At 58.6% G+C, this 20235-nt stretch carries 18 protein-coding genes and 1 pseudogene; 7 read left to right on the forward strand and 12 right to left on the reverse strand.

Translation table 11 applies throughout. From position 1 onward, the window contains the following. Nucleotides 1-9: 9 nt before the first annotated feature. A complete protein-coding gene (locus BLU18_RS07425) occupies nt 10-1242 on the reverse strand; it encodes a translation initiation factor IF-2 subunit gamma (RefSeq protein WP_092633454.1) in 1233 nt (410 codons plus the stop codon). A 128-nt stretch (nt 1243-1370) separates the two neighbouring features. On the opposite strand from BLU18_RS07425, the gene BLU18_RS07430 reads away from it, so the two are divergent. Both BLU18_RS07430 and BLU18_RS07435 read left to right on the forward strand, forming a co-directional pair. Continuing rightward, the gene (locus tag BLU18_RS07430) at nt 1371-1994 is read left to right on the forward strand and encodes a non-canonical purine NTP pyrophosphatase (RefSeq protein WP_092633455.1); all 624 of its coding nucleotides are present in this window, start codon (nt 1371-1373) and stop codon (nt 1992-1994) included. Between the two features lie 40 nt (nt 1995-2034). Further along, nucleotides 2035-2625, forward strand: a complete 591-nt coding sequence (locus tag BLU18_RS07435) for a hypothetical protein (protein ID WP_092633456.1) — start codon at nt 2035-2037, stop codon at nt 2623-2625. Between the two features lie 5 nt (nt 2626-2630). Here the strand turns inward: BLU18_RS07435 and BLU18_RS07440 are convergent, their stop codons facing one another. From BLU18_RS07440 to BLU18_RS07450, 3 genes and pseudogenes are all read right to left on the reverse strand, one after another. Next, nucleotides 2631-3104, reverse strand: coding sequence for a DUF7384 family protein (locus BLU18_RS07440; protein ID WP_092633457.1), 474 nt, complete (start codon nt 3102-3104; stop codon nt 2631-2633). Nucleotides 3105-3507: 403 nt separating this feature from the next. Continuing rightward, complete coding sequence (locus BLU18_RS07445; protein ID WP_092633458.1) at nt 3508-5028, reverse strand: YegP family protein; 1521 nt, start codon at nt 5026-5028, stop codon at nt 3508-3510. A gap of 6 nt (nt 5029-5034) precedes the next feature. Then, nucleotides 5035-5379, reverse strand: a pseudogene (locus tag BLU18_RS07450) (YegP family protein); the annotation flags it as partial. A gap of 154 nt (nt 5380-5533) precedes the next feature. Here BLU18_RS07450 and BLU18_RS07455 point away from each other — a divergent pair. Next, nucleotides 5534-6493, forward strand: coding sequence for an arsenic resistance protein (locus tag BLU18_RS07455; protein WP_092633460.1), 960 nt, complete (start codon nt 5534-5536; stop codon nt 6491-6493). A gap of 520 nt (nt 6494-7013) precedes the next feature. Beyond that, nucleotides 7014-7385 (forward strand): hypothetical protein, encoded by a 372-nt coding sequence (locus tag BLU18_RS07460; protein WP_092633461.1) that lies wholly within the window; start codon nt 7014-7016, stop codon nt 7383-7385. Nucleotides 7386-7479: 94 nt separating this feature from the next. Here the strand turns inward: BLU18_RS07460 and BLU18_RS14570 are convergent, their stop codons facing one another. Next, complete coding sequence (locus tag BLU18_RS14570; protein WP_143025245.1) at nt 7480-7848, reverse strand: DUF6907 domain-containing protein; 369 nt, start codon at nt 7846-7848, stop codon at nt 7480-7482. Between the two features lie 715 nt (nt 7849-8563). On the opposite strand from BLU18_RS14570, the gene BLU18_RS07465 reads away from it, so the two are divergent. Both BLU18_RS07465 and BLU18_RS07470 read left to right on the forward strand, forming a co-directional pair. Beyond that, a complete protein-coding gene (locus tag BLU18_RS07465; protein WP_092633463.1) occupies nt 8564-8821 on the forward strand; it encodes a MarR family transcriptional regulator in 258 nt (85 codons plus the stop codon). 341 nt (nt 8822-9162) lie between these two features. After that, nucleotides 9163-10383 carry an orc1/cdc6 family replication initiation protein gene (locus BLU18_RS07470; protein ID WP_092633465.1) on the forward strand — a complete coding sequence of 407 codons (1221 nt, stop codon included), beginning with the start codon at nt 9163-9165 and terminating at the stop codon, nt 10381-10383. A gap of 559 nt (nt 10384-10942) precedes the next feature. Here BLU18_RS07470 and BLU18_RS07475 read toward each other — a convergent pair. The 7 genes from BLU18_RS07475 to BLU18_RS07505 all read right to left on the reverse strand — a co-directional run bounded on the left by BLU18_RS07475 (nt 10943) and on the right by BLU18_RS07505 (nt 18965). Beyond that, nucleotides 10943-11227, reverse strand: a complete 285-nt coding sequence (locus tag BLU18_RS07475; protein WP_092633467.1) for an AbrB/MazE/SpoVT family DNA-binding domain-containing protein — start codon at nt 11225-11227, stop codon at nt 10943-10945. A gap of 186 nt (nt 11228-11413) precedes the next feature. After that, nucleotides 11414-13216, reverse strand: coding sequence for a glutamine--fructose-6-phosphate transaminase (isomerizing) (gene glmS, locus BLU18_RS07480; RefSeq protein WP_092633469.1), 1803 nt, complete (start codon nt 13214-13216; stop codon nt 11414-11416). A gap of 5 nt (nt 13217-13221) precedes the next feature. Then, nucleotides 13222-14388, reverse strand: coding sequence for a sugar phosphate nucleotidyltransferase (locus tag BLU18_RS07485; protein ID WP_092633471.1), 1167 nt, complete (start codon nt 14386-14388; stop codon nt 13222-13224). A gap of 100 nt (nt 14389-14488) precedes the next feature. After that, nucleotides 14489-14905 carry a hypothetical protein gene (locus tag BLU18_RS07490; protein ID WP_092633473.1) on the reverse strand — a complete coding sequence of 139 codons (417 nt, stop codon included), beginning with the start codon at nt 14903-14905 and terminating at the stop codon, nt 14489-14491. Between the two features lie 61 nt (nt 14906-14966). Further along, complete coding sequence (locus tag BLU18_RS07495; RefSeq protein WP_092633659.1) at nt 14967-16061, reverse strand: DUF4330 domain-containing protein; 1095 nt, start codon at nt 16059-16061, stop codon at nt 14967-14969. Between the two features lie 72 nt (nt 16062-16133). After that, a complete protein-coding gene (locus BLU18_RS07500; protein WP_092633475.1) occupies nt 16134-17066 on the reverse strand; it encodes an SDR family oxidoreductase in 933 nt (310 codons plus the stop codon). A 645-nt stretch (nt 17067-17711) separates the two neighbouring features. Beyond that, entirely contained in the window at nt 17712-18965 is a 1254-nt protein-coding gene (locus BLU18_RS07505; RefSeq protein WP_245697897.1) for a nucleotide sugar dehydrogenase, read from the reverse strand. A 140-nt stretch (nt 18966-19105) separates the two neighbouring features. Between BLU18_RS07505 and BLU18_RS07510 the strand changes: the two genes are divergently transcribed. Further along, a complete protein-coding gene (locus tag BLU18_RS07510) occupies nt 19106-20224 on the forward strand; it encodes a glycosyltransferase family 4 protein (RefSeq protein ID WP_092633479.1) in 1119 nt (372 codons plus the stop codon). Nucleotides 20225-20235: the final 11 nt, after the last annotated feature.

A 20235-nucleotide genomic window follows, 5' to 3' on the forward strand; every position in this document is an offset into this window, starting at 1 on the left:
AATCACGTGTCACTTGAGCGTGCCGATGCCGATGAGTCGCCAGCGCGCGCCGACGCGGCGATTGATGGCGATTTGGGCGCCCGCTTCCGCACAGACCGGGCGCTTCAGCGATACTTCACACTCGCCGGACCGGGCGCTGGTCACGGCACCGACCGTCGTCGCGGTGCCGATGGTGAGCATCAGCGGCTCACCCGTCGAGATGTCTTCGATTTCCTCCTCGTCCTCGCCGACAACGCGGTCGAGCAGTTCCACGTCCATCTCGAAGGACTCGTAGGTCGGCGGGAGCGTTCCGGGCTCGCCCGCGACCTGTCCCGCCAGCGCGTCACCCTTCGTGAGCGCGGGGTCGAGACCGGTCCCGACGCCGAGGAGGCCGCCGGGCCGAGCCACGTCGACGGTCTGGCCGCCCGCCTGTAGCGAGCGAACCTCGGTCGTAATCGGGCGCCACTCGGTCTGGCCCTCCTCGTCGATTTCGCGGCCGGGACGGAGTTCGATTTCGTCGCCGACTTCGAGCGTCCCGTCGACGAGACTGCCGCCGACGACGCCGCCGTTGAGATCCTCCCACGTCGTGCCGGGACGGTTGATGTCGAAACTGCGGGCCGCGAACATCTGTGCCGGCTTCGTCTCGTCGCGGTCCGGCGTCGGAATCTCCTCCTCGATGGCGCCGATGAGGAGGTCCATGTTCACTTCCTGCTGGGCGCTGACCGGGACGATGGGGGCGTCCTCGGCGACGGTCCCCTCGACGAAGGATTCGATTTCCTCGTAGTTCTCCATCGCCCGCTCGCGGTCGACGAGGTCGATTTTGTTCTGGGCGATGACGATGTTCTCGACGCCGACGATGTCGAGGGCCATCAGGTGTTCTTCGGTCTGAGCCTGCGGCACCGGGTCCGTGGCGCTCACGACCAGTACCGCACCGTCCATGAGCGCCGCACCCGCGAGCATCGTCGCCATCAGCGTCTCGTGACCCGGGGCGTCGACGAAGGACACCGTCCGAAGCGGTTCGCTCTCGGACCCGTCGGCACAGGTTTCGTCGACAGTGAACGCTTCCGGTTCGTCGACCCCGGGGCACTTACGGAACGTCGCGTCCGCGTACCCGAGTCGGATGGAGATGCCGCGTTTCATCTCCTCGGAGTGCTGGTCCGTCCACGACCCGCTGAGGGCCTGCACCAACGTCGTCTTGCCGTGATCGACGTGGCCAACGAGACCGATGTTCACCTCCGGTTGCTGATGTGTTTCCGTTGCCATTGAGAGTAATCTTGGAGGATTTTCGCCCCCTGGCGGTGATAAGCTTGCTGTTTGCCGACGAGGAGTGACACGACGGGAAATCGCCGCCGGACCGACGCCTCTTTGCCCCGACCGACCCCACGCCCGCTATGCTCCGGTACGTCACGACCAACGCGGGGAAGGTCCGCGAGGCCCGCGATTACCTCGACAGCGAGGTGTCACAACTCGACTTCGACTACACCGAGATTCAGGCGCCCGACCTCGAACCCATCGCCGCCCGCGGCGCCCGCGAGGCCTACCGCCACGCCGGCGAACCCGCCCTCGTCGACGACGCCGGCCTGTTCGTCGACGCCCTCGACGGCTTCCCCGGCCCCTACTCCGCCTACGCCGAGGAGACGTTGGGGATGGAACGCGTCGGCCACCTCGCCCGCGACGCCGCCGACCCCGCCCGCGCCGAGTTCCGCTGCGTGCTCGCGTACTGCGACGGCGACGCCTTCGACGCCAGTCCCGACCCGGTCGACCGTGCGGACCGCGCCGCCGCCGCGGCGACCGACGACCGGGAGGAGCAAGACGACGCCCTCCCCGTCAAACTGTTCAGCGGCGTCGTCAGAGGCCGCATCGTCGAACCGCGCGGCGACGGCGGCTTCGGCTACGACCCGGTCTTCGAACACGACGGGACGACGTTCGCGGAGATGAGCGCCGCCGAGAAAAACGCCGTCTCCCACCGCGGCCGGGCGCTCGAACAGTTCGCCGAGTGGTACGCGACGCGATAGCGGCCAAAGGCACTTGCAGTCGCTGTGACAACGGCTACGTATGCCCCTCCACCGACTCGCGGAGCGGTCGGCACCCCTGTCGGTCCCCCTGTTCGTGTTCGCCCTCGCGGCGACGGCCCTACTCGTCGTCCCCGCAGTCGCGGCGGGCCCCCTATCGCTCGCCGAGGCGTACCTCATCGCGGTGGCACTCTCCATCCTCGCCGTCGCCAACGGCGCCCCGTACGCGGTAGTCGTCGCTGTCGGGACGCTCCCACTCGTGTGGCTTGACAGCGCCGGCTACGCCTCGCCCGAGGCGGCCGTTGGCGACACGTCCAGAACTGGCGTCGCCGTCCACCACGTCGCTGTCGGCTTCGGCTACGGCCTCGCGTCCGCGTGCGTTGGAAGCGTGCTCGTCGGGGCGGAACTGGCGGGGCTCCCGCTTCCGAGTGGCTTCGTGGTGCCCTCCGGCGCCGCCGTCGGCGGCCTACTGATCGGCGGGGCGTTCGTGTCCCTCCAGTCGTGGCGATACCGGACGCTCGGCACGGCGCTTGACTGGCGGACGGCAGGGACGACGGTCGGACTCGGCGTCTTGCTGGCGCTGTCGCCGGCGGTGACGTACTGGCAGTTCGGCGGGCGACTGGGCGGCCTGTAGCGAAGTCACGCCCGCGGGTCGCGGTCCGGGCCCGGATACTCTCCACCGACGACCTCTCGATACAGACTCTCGGCGTCGAACAGCGTGTCGAACGCGCTGGGATGGCGAGGACTGGTCTCGACTCTGCCCCGGAGGGCCGCGCCCGCCGACGCCGACTGGAGCGACTCGTCGAGCGTCAGGAGATGCATCGCGCCGCCGCGGTAGGCCGACGCGAGCGCCGGGTGGTCCTCGGCCGGATGCGAGACGAGTTCGCACTCGGGTTCGATTCGGTCGCGCCACGCCTGCGCCAGCTCGTCGTCCGCGAGCGTTCGGACGACGGCGGCGGCGTCGTCGAGCAACGGCGTGCTGGCGACGAGAGTCATCCACGAGTGCTCGCGGACGTGGTCGAGCGCGGCCCGCGAGGCGCCGCCGATGAGGAGGTCCGCCACGAGAACGTCGGCGTCCGCGGTCACGCGGGCGGGCGACGGCTCAGTCGGCATCGGCTCGGTGCTGGTCGAGTGCGTCTGTCACGTCCGCCTCAGTGCTGTCGTAGCAGTCGGCGCGCGCGAAGAGGTCGGCCCACGTCATACCCACCTCTCGGTTCGGGGACACAAAGAGCCTTGTCGACGACCCTGATCGCTCGACGGCAGACCCTTGTCTGACGCATGTTTAAGTCAGGGGCTAGTAAGTGTTGGACCGGGCGCGCACTACCGGCTTCAGTTCCCATCCTCCCCACCCGCGCGCCCGGCACACCCCACTGGCACCTCGGTGCTCGGCGCCGTTCCCCCACGGCGCCGCCTTCGGCGATGCGTAGCCGGGGCTCCGTTCACACGCTCGCGGGCCGGGTACCGAGCGGGGTGCAGCGGTCACTTTCTCAGGAATCGAAAAGAGCGGCGCGACCGGTTACTCGGCGGCCGCGTTCGGCGCGTTCCGCTTGACGCTCTCGATGGCGTCGCGGACGCTACTGCGGTCCGTGTAGCCCTCGCCGCTGTCGGCGAGGATGTTGCCGTTGCGGTGGCGGAGCCGCCACCGGTGTTCGCCGGCCTCGTCCTCAAAGATTTCGAACGCCGCCAGCCCGATTTCGAGCGTGTCCGCCTCGGGGACGAGTTCGTTGACGCGTTCGAGGGCGTCCTCGGCGTCGTCCTGTCGCGTGTAGCCCTCGCCGCTCCCGGCGACGAGTTCGCCGTTCGAAGCGCGGAGCCGCCAGCGGTACTCGTCGCGTGCGTCCTCGTAGACTTCGCTCTCGAAGTCGTCGAGGCCGTCGCGAAGCCCACGAACCGCGCGACGGGCGTTGCCGTGGGTGGCGAAGCCCTCGCCCGAGGTGGCGATAATCTGGCCGTTGCGCGCGACGAGTCGCCAGCGGTACTCGCCGCCCTTGTCGCGGTACGTCTCGAAGCCGGCCGGGTCGAACCAGAGGTAGTCGGCGGGGCCGACGGTCAGCTGCACGCTCCGAAGCGCGCGTCGCGCGTTCGACTTCGTGCTGTAGCCCTCGCCGGAGTCCGCGAGGAGGTTGCCGTTGTCGTGGACGAGTCGCCAGCGGTACTCGCCGCCTTGGTCCTCGTAGACTTCGACCGTGGCGTTGCTCTCGTGTTCCTCGACGGGTTCGAACTCGTCGTCCTCGGCCGGGATATCGGCCTCCGCGTCGAGGTCGACGACGGTGGCGCCGAGGGCGTTGCGCCGGACGCTCTGCATCCCCTTGTGGGCGTTGTGCCTGCGCGTGTAGCCCTCGCCGCTGGAAGCGATGGCGTTCCCGTTGCGGTGGCGAAGCCGCCAGCGGTACTCGCCGCCCTTGTCCTCGTAGAGTTCGAAGCGACCCTGACTCTCGTGGAGTCCGCGGAGTTCCGCAGCGAGGTCGGCTTCGTCGGCTTTGGCGTTCGCGAGCGCCGCGCGCACCGTCTCGAGTTCGGACGCGTGGCGCTCCTCCGTCGCGGCACGCTCTCGCTCTCGTTCGGCCCGCTCGGCGGCCTCAGCGGCGCGTTCGTCCGCTTCGGCGTCTGCCGACTGTGTCAAGATAGGGACGACGATGCCAGCGATGGCGATTATCAGCACGCCGAACCCGTAGAGGCCAATTATACTCCGATTCCCCGTCGCCCGACTCCAGTTGTCGGGGAAGGCGACGAGGAACCAAACGAGCGCGAGTGCGCTGATGGCGACGCCGAGGTACGTAAGCAGCGTCGCCGCCCGCCTGAGCGGCAGTCGAATGATCGGTCCAGCGAGGATGAGGACGAGCCCACCCGCGCCGAGGAGAATCGCCATCTGGCGACCCGCGCTCGCGGGCGCGGCACCGAGGCTCAGGAAGATGCCGAGCGTACCCGCGACGACGCCGACGACGAATATCCAGTAGCCGGTCACCTCACCTCCGTTGGTCGGTCGGCCGATATGCTCTCGATACCACGCTGTCAGTTGATTTGTGTTGGATGACATCGGTTCCTACTCCGCTATGTCGCCGTCGGCAGCGTTCGATTTGAGTCGCGTTACCGCCTGCCGAGCGCCGCTCTTCTCGGCGTACCCCTCACCGCTGTCGGCGAGGATGTTGCCGTTCCGGTGGACGAGTCGCCAGCGATACTCGCCGCCCTTGTCCCGATACACCTCGAACGCCGCCTTGCCGACTTCCAAGACGTCCGCGTCGGGAGCGTACGCTTGCAGTCGGGTGATGGCCTCGCGCGCACCCGACTTCGACGCGTACCCCTCGCCCCCGTCAGCGACGATTTCGCCATTCTGATGCCGTGCTCGCCACCGCCACTCGTCCGCCGCGTCCTCGAACAGCTCGAATGTGATATTTGTCATTTATACACATAATAGGTCAATGTGAGACACTAAATAACTTGTTGATAATCACATACATTCAGCTGCATATCAATATCGACGTGTTCCAGCCCCATTCGTAGAGCCCAAGGTAGTTTATCTATCAGTCCCGTCGGGACGGTAGATGATCACGAACGGCTGGCTCCAGCGCCATCAGGTCGCCGTCTACGCAGTCGCCGTCGCGTTGGCGATTGGCGTCGGCGTCGGTCGTCCGGAGGCGGCCCCGGTCATCGAGCGCTTCATCGACCCCGTCCTGGCCGTGTTGCTGTACGTGACCTTCCTCGAAATCCCGTTCGTTCGCCTCCGCCGCGCGTTCGCGAACGGGCGCTTCATGGCGGCGGCGCTCGGCACGAACTTCCTCGTCGTTCCGGTCGTCGTATGGGGACTCCTGCACCTGCTTCCCGCGGACCCAGTCGTCCTCGTCGGCGTGTGTCTGGTGCTCCTGACGCCGTGTATCGACTACGTCATCACGTTCACGGAACTGGCGGGCGGCGACGCCGAGCAGATTACCGCGACGACGCCGGCGCTGATGCTCGTCCAACTCCTCCTGTTGCCCGTCTACCTCTGGCTCTTCGTCGGCCCGGCGGTGGCCGAGGCTATCGACGCCGGGCCCTTTATCGACGCTTTCCTGCGACTCATCGTCCTTCCCCTGAGCGCCGCGTGGCTGACCGAGGTGGGCGCAAAACGGTCCTCGAAAGCCGCCGCGTGGCAGGAGACGATGGCGTGGCTCCCCGTGCCGATGATGGGCGCGACGCTGTTCGTCGTCATCGCCTCGCAGCTCCCGCGGGTCCACGACTCGCTAGCGCAGATTGCCGTCGTCGTCCCGGTCTATGTCTTGTTCCTCCTCGTGATGCCCCTACTCGGTCGGCTGGTGGCCGGACTGTTCGAGATGGACGTCGGCGAGAGTCGCGCACTCGTGTTCACCTCCGTCACCCGGAACTCGCTGGTCGTCCTCCCGTTGGCGCTGGCGCTTCCGGCGGGCTACGAGCTGGTTCCCGCCATCGTCGTCACGCAGACGCTCGTCGAACTGACGGGGATGGTCGTGCTCACGAGAATCGTTCCGGCGTGGCTGGTGTCGGAGTGACGGTGGCGATTTCGCTACTGGAGTGAGGCCGTATGTAGGGTGTAATCGAGTACTGGCAGCGGAATTCTGGTTCATCGACGAGGACAGAGCGGAATCCCCGAAACCAAATTAACGTAGTAATATCGCTCGCGACAGCTCACACTCTGTGAGTATCAGATACGCTGTTGAAAGCTCTGAAGAAGATGGCGTAGAGAGTAATAAGATCCTGGATCGGAGTTGAAGACGTATTTCGCCAGTTCAGTATATGATATCTAACACTCAGGATTTATCCGCGTGAACGCGGGGGTGGAGGTCACTACTCGTCGCCTTGGGCGTTCCGTCTGTGGTGTTCGCGGCGCTCAAGCCGATCCAAGTGCGTGTCAGTGTAGTCCTCGTGACCTGTGCGATCTGGCACGTAACATGGCGCGCTCGTGTTGGGGAAGAACACCGGGGTTTCGATATCGACCGGCTGCCCGGCCTGCATCCGTAGGAGTGGGACCGGTGGCGTGGTTCGGAGCGACCATGGGTTAACGGAGGTCCGGTGGACATCGGCGTCCTCCGGTGGCCGCTCGCAGGTCAACGGCGGGAGTTCGTCTCTCTCAAGATCTCGGAGCGTGAGCAGTCGGACATCGAAGGCTTGAGCGAGCCGCCAAGCACGATCCGTCAGTCGGGTGGTGTGACAGAGTACTGGCATTGCTCGCCCCAAGAAGGCAAGCAGGCAAAGTCGGATGATGACCGACTCGTCGATGGAGCGACTTTCCCAATCTTTGCATTCGGCAACCAGATAATCGGCCGGCTCATCGCGGTGGTCTCCACGACAGGCAACGACATCGGCAGTGAGTGCAACGACGGGTTCGCGGCGGGCCGCACCATAGCCCCACTCTTCAAGAGCCTTTTTGAGTTGGCGCTCTAGCCACGCACCTTGTCCTGGACCACGTCCATGGGTGATTTCACGTGGGGGATCATGGGGATCCAGCTCCGTCTCATCAACTTCCTCATCACTCTGGTCACTCATCGTTAGTGGCCTCCTGTTGGTCGGCTTCGGTGTGTGATAGGAGACTAGAGTCGTGTGAATCAGTGGTCGTCTCGTTGGTTGCGGGGGACGTGGCTGCTGGGTCGTCGGGCGGTGTCTCAAGGTGGTTGGCCACCCGTTCGAGCGCTCGAGCGAGGTCACGGGCCTGGGTCGGGGTGAGTTCCGTGGTGGTCAGCCCCCAGTGACCTCCAAATCCGATCAGGAGCGTCCGGTCAGCTGTAGCTTTGGGAGTGACCTCAAGAGTAGCGCGTGAGTATTCGTCTTCGAGTTGGCGTGTGACGCCAGTCTCGACGGTGAAGCTCGATTCGTCCGTGGATCGCTCGTCGTCTGGAAGGTGTGACATTGGAGTGGGTGGTGGTTAGCGGGACGGGAGTGTGGTGGAACTGGTCGAAGCTGGCTCGGCCGTCGGGGAGATTGCCTCAAGGACCCACGACTGGGGAGCCTGGCGCGTGTGCAGCCCGCGGAGTCCACAGTGATATGTAGCGAGGATGGAGAGCACACGGGGAGGCACGTAGTGAGTGGCCGGGGTCCCGACGATTTCCAATATCGGGTGGTCGACGTGGGGATTGTCGGTACAGATGTCTGTGGTACGGACCTCAGTGATGGGCTGGAGAACCTCTGCGCACCGCTGGAGCGACGCATCTGGGGTGGCGCGTGATTTGGAATGAGTGAGGTTGGAAGTGGATCCGCCAGTCTGGGAGTGAGTAGCGGCTGTGTCCTGACAAGAATGGATCGCAATCCGTTCAGGAAGGCCAACGACCCCACAGACTGGACAGCGCTGTAGCTGCGGGCTGGCTGTATCGTGAGTTAGTGACTGTACGACAGGTTCTTTATTGGGTGGTTCGGAGTTTCTCATGCTTCGTCTGGTTGGCGAAGCGCGGTCGGACGTGTTGGCGCACGTCCGGCCAGATGTCTTACAGTAGCCGAGTCCCGCGCTTCTTATCCAATATCATACACTCGTTACTAATAAACGTTACTGAAGAACATCTAATAGAACTTCGAGATGGAAGGAAACACGAACGACGAACTACTAAGTACGCCACAAAGTAGGTTCACGCATGACCAACGAGAAACACGAGCCATCCGAACACGAGGAGCGGGTCTTAGAGGTGCTGAAAGAGGGAAGAACATCTGCGGATCAACCATGGGGATATACAACACCGTCTCGAGTAGCGGAGCGATTTAACCTGCCTCGGCAACGGGTAAATGAAGCGATAAATCGACTCACTGCGGCCGGCTGGATTAAACAAGTTGAAGAAAATGACACCCTAATCCGTGGCCTGTATATTTTTGTGGACGATCCACGTGAGAACTGAGATGCAGAGTTCACGAAATCTTTTCCCTCCGTTATCTACTAATTGTGGCGCGTGTGCCGAGATCGTAGAGGCACACCTAACTGAGAAGATCAGCCATTCTCTCACACTCCACTGTGTCGAATGTTCTTTGACTACGCTATGGACAGGGGGTCATCTTATCTTTGCATGAGCCATCTCACACCCCACTATGTCGAATGTTAATGCTTTCTCAGTCGTGAGATAGAACATTCTATACCGTCCAATACAGCATATTTGTCTTTCACGGTATTAGGATATAATTTCAATTGACGCATTCGACGCAGTGGTTTTATTATCCAAGCATCAAGAGCTACACGTGACTGATGCCGACGTTTACCCGTGATACCCAGATCTTCCGTAACGAGGATATGCTCCGGGACGATTATCAACCGAGCTCAATCACGGCTCGGGAGTCGGAATTGAATGCGTACAAAACCGCTCTCCAACCAGTAATTAACGGCGCACAGCCACGGAATATTTTCTTGTATGGGAAGACAGGTGTTGGGAAGACAGCAGTCTCACGATATTTGCTCAAACAACTACAACAAGACTCAAGCCAATACGACGATGTATCACTCTCGGTATTTTGGCTGAACTGTACGAATCTCTCCTCATCATACCAAGTAGCAGTCAACCTCGTCAATACCCTCCGATCACCCGACGATCAAATCAGTACAACTGGCTATCCACAGCAGCGTGTCTTTGATCTCTTATATGATGAACTCGATACAGTCGGGGGAACAGTCTTGATCGTTCTTGATGAGATTGATCATATCGGGACCGATGATGAGATTCTGTATGAAATTCCGCGAGCACGCTCAAACGACTACCTGACAGAAACGAAACCCGGCGTAATCGGGATTAGCAACGATTTCGGTTTTCGAGACAATCTCTCGCCAAAAGTGAAAGATACCCTCTGTGAAGAAGAGATCCATTTCTCACCGTACAATGCGCCCGAATTAGAAGCAATTCTTGAGCGTCGCGCGGAGGGTGCCCTCTTTGAAGATGCCACTGAACCGGGCGTACTCGCACTATGTGCTGCAATCGCCGCCCAGGACACCGGAAGTGCGAGACAGGCGCTCGACTTGCTGTACCAAGCCGGTGAACTCGCACGATCGGTGGCCCGTGATCAAATCACCAAAGACGATGTCCACGACGCTCGGAACAAAATTGAGCGGAGCCAAATCGAACACGGCATGCGTGAACTAACCCGACACGGGCATCTCTCTCTCGTGGCAGTCCTACAATTGGCGCTTGAGTCAGGGGATCCCTTTCGTGTGCGGGATATTTACCCACAATATCGGACTATTGCCGAGCAATCAGACATTGACCCCCTAGTTCGACGTCGCATGCACGATCACCTTGCCGATCTTGCAATGCTTGGCATTCTTGACCGTCGCTCTCGAAATGAAGGCCGTTCGGGTGGTCAATACTATGAATATGAATTTGCCGTTGATCTTGATCTTGTCGCCAAGGTCGTCAGTGACTTTGAGGGACTGACACTACCACGGTGTGTCATAAAATTAACCCAATCATTGGAATAAATAGGCAGTAACTGAGCATTACGGTAGTTCGCTTCGCTGGTAGGAATTTATCTGGAACACTCGACACGGTGGGGTGTCAGACAGGACTCGACAACCTCTGAAATAAACACTCGACATAGTGGAATGGTGAGAGATTGATCTGAATAGTCGCTATGAACATTTGATAACAAGATACTGCTTGAGAGGTGACGAACAGATGAGAACATTCGACACAGTGGGGTGTGAGACAATACTTCCTCTGCAGTAGGGGCCACTAAATCAAGAAATACCCCGACCTGATATCAGCGATGTACGGACAGTAATGACTCTTTACTGGATAGTCGCTTAATCCCAGTCCCGATGATACGGAATCCCCCTGTCCAAACCATCTGCAAACTTCACAGTTCGACGGGCCGTGGTACGTCGTCAAATAGTGTAGACACCGAACACTACAGGATACAGAATGACAGCAATTATCACACCCATGATCCCCGCTCCGACGTAGTCAAGCGAGGTCTGATGAACGTATCCATGTGAGCGAGTGCGCTCACACCACCATTAAACGGATACGGAAGAAGTATCACGGGTCGGTGTCCTGCTCTGCACCGCGTCGAACGGCGTCTCGATGTCGCTGTGCGATCGGATCGATATCAGCGTTGAGTGATGTCGAGGCGTCGTTCGTTGGGGCAGTCTCCACAACGAGCGTTTCCAACCGATCGAGTACCCTCTGTGGGTCGGCCTCCGGTTCAACGATCACTTTCCCGTCCTCAGTCCGAACCGTCACTTCGGTGCCAGGTTCGAGACAGAGTCGTTCCCGGATCCGCTGTGGAAGGATGATCCGCCCCTTCGAATCAATCGTCGGCACATTCTCACATACAGTGGGAATGGAATTAATCGCTTTGCTCGGCAGCATCACTCCGGTAGATAACTATTCAGAACCGTATGAGTCAGTTTGGACACCTCGAAAGTCCTTACATCGACAAATCACGGGGTGAGCTGAGGAGTTAGTGCCGCCACTAATCCACCGATATAGAAACAGTAGGTGTATTTCTCACTCGACAGTCACACTTTTGGCGAGATTCCGAGGTTTATCGATCGGGCGGCCTTTCTCGTTGGCGACGTGATAGGCAAACAGTTGGAGGGCGACGTTGGCGACAAGTGGTTCAAGTAGGCCACACTCCGGAATTTCGAAGGTCGTGTTAAGATCATCCGTCAGTTGGTCATCACTCGTTACACCGAGCACTGGCGCTCCGCGGGATTCGACCTCCTTGACGTTGTGAACAGTCTTCTCGGCGGCAGCATTATTCGTAAGGATCGCAAGCACTGGCGTCTCTGGAGTGACAAGCGCAAGTGGTCCATGCTTGAGTTCGCCCGCGGCAAAGCCCTCGGCGTGGTCGTAGGAGATCTCTTTGAGTTTGAGGGCACTCTCAAGGGCCACTGGGTACGCCGCGCTACGTCCAATGTAGAAAAACGCATCACTGTCAGCGTAGGTCGCTGCCGCCTGCTTCATCGTGGCTTCCTGATCAAGGACCTGCTGGACGGCCCCAGGAAGGGTACGAAGACTCCCAAGGAGATCGGCCGCAGTTTGTGAATTGAGCACATCCCGGAGCTGGCCGATATGGACAGTTAGCAGTACGGTGGTGGCAACTTGCGAGACAAAGGTCTTGGTTGCAGCGACACCGATCTCGGGGCCGGCGCGAATAAAGACCGTATCATCAGCATCACGCGTGACAGTACTCCCAAGCGTGTTCGTGAGTGCGAGTGTTTGTGCGCCTTCGTGTGCGGCAGCTCGAAGTGCAGAGAGTGTATCTGCAGTTTCCCCACTTTGCGTGATGGCAAGGACAAGGGTTCGCCACGGATCGCGACCCCCGTTGAACGTGTATTCACTTGCGATGTGTACCGTCACGCGGACTCCAGCATGCGTCTCTAGGAGCTCTTTGGCGTAGAGCCCAGCATGATATGAGGTCCCACAGGCAACGATTTGAATCTCTTCGATTGATTGCAAGTACTCATCGGGCAGATCGATATCGAGATCAACGGCAGGTGCAAAGTCATCGATACGCCCCGAGATCGCCTGTCTGAGCGCCCGTGGCTGTTCGTGAATCTCTTTGAGCATATAGTGCTCGTAGCCACTCTTGCCAGCTGCTTCGGCATCCCACTCTAGAGTTTCCGTTTCTCGCTCAACCTGCTCGCCGTCATTGTAGATTGTGATTGTGTCAGGGGTGATCCGAGCAATATCGCCCGATTCTAAGTAGGTCACACGATTCGTATGCTCGATAAATGCCGTGGCGTCGCTACCGATGAACGTCGCATCTTCACCATGGCCCAGGAGCAGTGGGCTATCCTCTCGAGCGACAACAATTTCATCCTGCCCCGCTACGACAGCAGCAATCGCGTAACTCCCTTCCAACTGGTCGGTGGTCCGTTGGACGGCACTCAACAACGAGATACCAGCCTCCAAGTGGGACTCGATAAGATGTGGGATTACCTCGGTATCGGTCTCACTTTGGAAGACGTGCTGGTCACTCAGCTCCGCCTTGAGAGCTTCATAGTTGTCGATAATGCCATTATGTACAACCGCGACCTCACCAGTACAGTCCGTATGCGGATGGGCGTTCGTTTGCGTGGGCTCACCATGAGTGCTCCAGCGCGTGTGTCCAATCCCGATCGTTGCGTCATTCGCATGGGGAGCAGTAAGTGCATCCACTTGGCCAGCCGTTTTGGCAAGCGTAAGAGTTCCTCCAGCAAGAGCGATCCCAGCGGAGTCATAGCCCCGGTATTCGAGATTTTTGAGTCCCTCATGTACCATACGCCCCGTGTCATCCGGCCCGATATAGCCGATAATCCCACACATACGTATTATCCCCCTTGGACGTGACTGCTGTCGTCAATCCGTCCGACAACGGACGTCCCGCTATCGATTGTCGCATCGTTTCCGACAATCGTGCCCGGTCGGACGGTCACGTTACCCCCAATTGTAACATTGTCGCCTATAAGCCCACCGAGTGTGACATCGCGGTAGACCCTGTCTTCAAGCACAAGATCAGTACATCCACCTTCAACCGTGGTATTAGGCCCGATACTCGTGTTTGCACCAACGATACAGTCAGTCACGACCGCCCCATGTTCGATTGTGACGTCATCCAAGAGCACCGCTCGTTCCAGGGTGACACCAGCACCGACAGTGACATTGTTACCGATACTTACCCCGCGAAGCACGGTGGTCTGTGGATAAATCACAGCATTATCACCAATCGCTGTTGCCGCTCTCACAACAGCAGATTCATCGATAGTAGCCGTTTCTGGGTCCGTTACTGACTTGCCTTGTGTATCAAGCAGCGTTTGGTTAACAGTAAGCAAATCCCACGGTTCTGAGACATCTAACCACCGTCCTTGATACCGAACTGCTTCCAGTCGCTGCTCCTCAATGAATGTCCCCAACGCATCTGTCAATGCTTGTTCGCCATGCGTATCAAGCCGGCGTATTGCAGCAAAGACTTCGGGACTAAATGCATAGACACCGGCGTTGACGTAATTAGATGTTGTATGGTCAGAGTGAGGACGTTCCGTCAGACCCGTCACGGTCTGGCCAGTAAGTTCGACAACACCGTATCGGCTTGGGCGTTCAGTCCGCGTAATCGCCATAGTGGGTTCGGCAGTCGTTTCGTGTCGTTCGATAACTGCATCAATGAGACCGGGCTTGATGAGTCGGTCTCCATTCAACGCCACAAATGAATCACCTACCGATGATTCAGCCTGCAATAAGGCGTGTCCCGTCCCGAGCTGTGGCTCCTGAACGATATAGGAGATACTGAGGTCACGATAGCTATCCCCAAAGTAACTCTGAATACGGTCCCGATTTGAGCCGACGATCAAGAGTGCCTCAGTAATATCCGTCTGAGTGAGGGCCTCGAGAACGTGTTCGAGAATTGGTCTATTCGCAACCGGGAGCATGGGCTTCGGCCGGATCTCTGTGAGTGGCCACAATCGACGCCCCTTCCCTGCTGCGAGTACGACTGCTTTCATACACACTAATGCTCAGTATCGCGCATAGGCCTTCGGGACATACCTGCAAGTGCGTAATATTCTCTTTTCCCACGAAAGGATGACTTCCGCTTGCTACGTGTCATCGATATTTGTCCTGCGATCCACTCCGTTCCTCTGGGAGCTCAGGTGGTTCAAATAGTGCGATGACGAGTTTGCCTACACGTGTCTCGGCAGCGCGTTCACCGAGCGTAATGACACTATTGATGCCACGCTTGAGCGCCGATTGACGGTACCACGGTACCAGCATCTCGATCACCAGGTCAAGGAGAGCGATGACCGGGCCAACAGTACGAGTCTCACGGAGGTCAATAACGATGATCTCGGGCTCCGGTTCGGCAGTCAGCCAGTTATAGATCCAAGAATTTCGGACTATCTTCGTGGTCCTGTTGGCAGCCAATTCAACGAGATTCATGAGCCGGGATCTATCGACTGCACGGCTCATTCGTTCGGTGTAGGCAACCAATATCTTGAGCACCAACGAACTCTTGGCCGACATCTATTCACATAGTACAGTAGAAGCAGTATGTCGATTTCGATACTGCTCTTGTGAACACCGATTAGCCGCCGATATTGACTACCGTCGCTTCAACTATGATCGTTCCGAGATCGATAACGACCGTTGAGCCCTGACGGAGAGACTGACCCTTGAACATGAGGCCGGTAGTCGTCTGACGGAGCCGGAGGTCAGCCGTGATAGTCACCGTCCGGTTGTACGGATGATCGACGACATTGACGCTCCCGTTTTCGGCAGTTGCGATAATGATCGAGGGTTCGGTCTCGACATCAATGATGCGAGCGACCGTCTCGCCCCCCGAGCGCTCAGTCATGCCAGGCTGGATGGCATCGGCAAAGTTATCACGGACATCGTACAGCTGGAGTGTTACCGTCTGTTTAGTGGCCGAGCCGCGAGATTCGAGCGTCCCGACACGCTCAATCTGGCCGTTGAAAGTATACATATCAGTGGAGAGTGTCACCGTCTGCCCGGACCTGACAGGCGTGTTGCCAAAGCGAGATCCGCCGGAGTGCATGTACGTCTCTAGGGTGGCTCCGACAACGACACGCCGTTGATTCGGATCGGCAGTTGCGTAGACGGTGACATTCTCGATGGCAGCGACAGTGCGTCCACCAAGGCGAATCTCGTCGCCTTTGGTTACTTCCTCAGCGTTAGCGGCCGACATGGTGTCGCTGAGGACGACGTTCGTCTGCTTGGTGGAGAGTGAGTCACCTCTACCGACTGCCCTGATGCGGCCGTCGATCTGGTAGGTCGACGTGGCAATATCGAGTGTACGACCAAGCCGTGGAGGCGCGTTCGCATACTCAATGCCCCCGCGGCTGGCGGGACCACGGAGCTCGGCCCGGATGATGACTTGAGTTTGGTTTTCCTGTGGTGTGATGTGGACATCAGTAATGGTGATCTGGCTTTGCTCGGTCGGATTGTACGTGTCGCCCTCATTGATCGCATCGATGAGGTAATCTGGCTGTGTACCCAGATCAAGAGTGACATGGGTCGTTCCGATATCCGGCCCCTCTGGCTCAGGCTGGAGGACGAACGCTACGCCAGCGACGACGACTGCGAGTACGAGTAGAACGACCAGCGTGTCGACGACGTTGACGATACCGAAAAGGTTCCCGTCGTCGTCAATGAGTTCCATAGATGCGATCACCGGTCATGCTGATCGTGATTGGTTGACAGAGTAGCAAAACGGTTCCGGAAGACGTATTGTTTAGTCGCGGTAGTAGGGGATAGTCTGTTTGAGTCCTTCTTCGAATCCGACCTTGGGCTCGTAGCCGAGCACATCTTGAATTTTCGAGATGTCAGCATGAGAGTGTCGTACATCGCCGGGCCGGGGGTCATCGTAGATTGGGTCAATGTCAGTATTGAGGATATCATTAAGAGTATCGACAACTTCGTTGACTGTGACTCGACCGCCGCAACCGACGTTGAATGCTTCGCCAGTGGCGTCCCCCTCAGCGGCAAGGATGTTCGCTTGGACGGCGTTGTCGATATACGTGAAGTCACGAGACTGTTCGCCATCGCCATAGATAACCGGACGCTCGCCGTCAAGCATCAGGTCGATGAACTTCGGGATGACAGCAGCGTAGTCGCCGTTGGGATCCTGCCGTGGCCCGAAGATGTTGAAATAACGGAGTGCGGCCGTATCGATATCGTAAAAGTGTCTGAACTGGAGTGCGAGTTTCTCTGTATAGTACTTCGAGAGTGCGTAGGGTGATTCAGGCAGGGACTCCATGTGCTCGACCTTTGGGAGTTGTTCAGTTGAGCCATAGACTGACGAGGAGGAAGCGACGACGACGGTATCGACATCGGCGTGGCGCGCCGCGTTGAGAACGTTCGCTGTCCCCGTACAGTTGGCGTCGGTAGTAGCAACGGGATCATCAACGCTCCGCGGGACGGAGGGAATTGCGGCTTGGTGGAACACGTAATCGACACCGTCAGTGGCCTCAGCCATTGCATCGACATCACGGATATCCGCCTCATGGAACGTGAAGTCGTCGTTAGTGTGGAGTGCATCGAGGTTCTGTTCACGTCCAGTGGTGAGGTTGTCGACGCCGCGGACGTCGTAGCCGCGGTTTAATAGTTCGTCAGCGAGATTTGACCCGATGAATCCAGCAACTCCGGTGATAAGTGCAGTCGGCATACGTTACGATTTTCATGATATGGAATGGGTCTGTCGACTTCGACTGCGGAGAGCAATCAGATACTGGTTAGGAGCGATGACACCGCTACGTGCTTGACGAACTGGGGCCTGCGCGATGGTCATTGTACTGGTGGCAGTGGTCGTGGTCACCGAGATATGTCGATAGAGATCCTAGTGGCTTTGAGGGTGTTTGTGGTGTCTGTGATGCTGGCTGCGTTTGGTGATAGCGGCGATGAGGTAGTTGATAGCGAAGCAATTAGTTGAAATTTGCGTTAGGTAGTATGCTTAGGCGTCTCCTTTGTGGAGTATCTTGTGCGCGTGATACCGACAGAATTTTCCCTTCCCAGGAATTCGTTGCATGGCTTCCACTGGGTAGCACTCCGGGTGTTGACAGCGATTGTTCATACTACTGGCATCCATCCGATTATAGATAGTAATTCGCACCCTACTATCATAACCGACATCCAACTCTACTGTAGCTGTCTTCGGATATGGAACACAATCCAAAGACATAGTCGATAACTGTTGAGGTGAGTTTCGGACAGGTGTTATTGGATCATAGATATCGAAAGTGACCCCATATTACCACCTATTTTATATATCCTGTCTAGTCCTATTTGAAGTAGTCAATACCTTATGTTGCAATCAAAGCAAGACGATATGGTCGTCGTCACGGTGGTCAGTAGCGTTTCGAGCGTCAAAGACGAGTGATGCCTCATCAACGATAGAATCCACATCGAACACAGAGTGGTCTGTGACAATCACGACGCAATCTGTGCGACTGAGTCGAGTGTCAGTGAGTGGGACGGATTCGTAGGTGGTGTCGCCGACATCAAGTTCGGGGACGTAGGGGTCGTGGTAGTCCACAGTAGCGTTCCAGTCGGTGAGCTCGTCGATAATGTCGATAGCCGGGGATTCCCGGGTGTCAGACACATCGGGCTTGTACGCAGCACCAAGCACGAGAACCTCAGCTTTTGAGAGTGCAGTACCACGATCGTTGAGCAGTTCAACAATGCGATCAACGACGTGTTCGGGCATCTCCCGGTTGACCGTGTCCGCAAGGTTGATGAAGCGAGTATCGATACCGTTCTCGTTGGCCTTCCAAGAAAGATAGAACGGATCAATAGGGATACAATGGCCACCCAATCCAGGCCCAGGATAGAATGGCATAAATCCGAATGGCTTGGTCTCGGCAGCCTTGATAGCGTCCCAGATGTCGACATCAAGTTCGTGGGCGATCTGGGCGAGCTCGTTGATGAGACCGATGTTGACTGCGCGGAACGTATTCTCGAGGAGCTTGACGAGCTCGGCCTCAGTCGCAGAGTCAACGCGCACGACTTCATCAAAAACGGGCTCGTAGAGGGCCTGTGCGCGGTTGCCGCATTCGTCAGTGACGCCGCCGAGAACTTTGGGGATATCTGTCGGACCGTACTCCTTGTTTCCGGGATCAATGCGTTCCGGCGAGAAGGCAAGGAAGAGATCCTCCCCGACAGTGGTTCCGTTTTTTTCGAAAACATCGGCGAGCGCCTCCTCAGTTGCACCCGGGTAGACAGTACTCTCGAGGACGATTGTGCAGCCCTCAGAGACGACAGAGGCGAGACGTTCAGCAGCGTCGAGGACAAAGGAGAGATCGGGCGTATCAGTCTTCCGAAGCGGTGTTGGTACGCAGATGGAGATGCCATCGACGGTCTTGAGGTTGTCGTAATCAGTAGTGAACGTGAGGCCGCTCTCAACTGCGGCCGCGACTTCGTCATCAGTGACATCTTCAACGGTCGAGTTACCGCTACTAAGCGTTTCAACTTTGTCAGCGTCGACGTCAACGCCGACCACGTCGTAGCCCGCGTCGTGCATCGCAAGGGCAAGCGGAAGGCCGACGTAGCCGAGGCCGATGATGCCCATTTGCGTCCGTACTTCTGCCATTGATCTGGTGGACACACCTCAGCCGTTTTAGCGTGTCGTTACTCAAATCAGATCACGCAGTCAGTCAAGAGAACGAGGCTTAAGTTGACAAGCACCGTCGCCAGACGTGTGACTGTTCAATGACGGGCCAACCCCATGTTTTCCATCTCATCACGCGATTGATAAAGGGAGGTGCAGAAGCCAAGACATTGGCGACCGTACAGGGACTAAAGAACGACTACCTGTTCACTGTCGGCTACGGTGCCGAGTACGACCTGGAACCACTAAACCGGCTCAACGAATGGGGGGTCGAGACGGAGCGATTCCCGTTGATTCGTCACTATAACCCCGTGACTGCAGTCCCGGCGGTCGTCTCACTGGCACAGTACCTCCGTCGTGAGGAGTTTGATATTGTCCACACACACAGCACGGAGGCGGGGATCATCGGACGCTTCGCCGCCGCGTTAGCTGGCGTGCCGAACGTTGTCCACACCGTCCATGGCGTCCCGTTCACTGAGGATCGAAACGATACGCTGAATCGATTCGTACTCGCGTGTGAGCGCCGGGCCGCGATGTATACCGACACCATCGCGACGAACGCCGACGTGATTGCCGAGGAGTATTTGGAGGAGGGGATCGGGAGGTCGGGACAGTACACGACAGTCTACAGCGGGGTGGACTTGGATGCGTTCGCAGACGCGACACCAGCCGATGACCTACCGGGCGAGCGCCCGCGTGTGGTGATGGTCGGGCGGCTTGCAGAGGGAAAGGGCCACGGCGTGTTGCTGGACGCTGTTGAGTCGATGGGCGATTTCGAGGGCTCGGTGTGCATCGTCGGCGATGGCCCGCTGTACGGCTCGTTGGGTTCGGAGATCGAGGAACGGGGGCTGTCGGATCGCGTGTTCCTGACCGGGTACCGGGACGACGTGCCGCGCATTCTCGCAGCGAGTGACGTGCTCGTGTTGCCGTCGTTCCGCGAGGGGACGCCACGGGTGATCACCGAGGCGATGGCGAGTGGGCTACCCGTGGTTGCGACCGATATCGCGGGGATTCCGGAGCAGGTTCTTGATGGGGAGAACGGATACCTGGTTCCGACTGGTGATGCTGCAGCGGTGCGTGAGGGGGTGGGGGATTTGTTGAGGGATTCGGAGTTACGGGAACGGATGGGAGAGCGGGGCCTGGAGCGAGTGGAGGAATTTTCGGCTGAGGCGATGGTTGGGCAGTTGGACGGGGTATATCAGGAGTTAATCGGAGAATAGGCAGCGTTTCG

It is taken from the genome of Haloplanus vescus (assembly GCF_900107665.1).
In the GTDB taxonomy this organism is placed as follows: domain Archaea; phylum Halobacteriota; class Halobacteria; order Halobacteriales; family Haloferacaceae; genus Haloplanus; species Haloplanus vescus.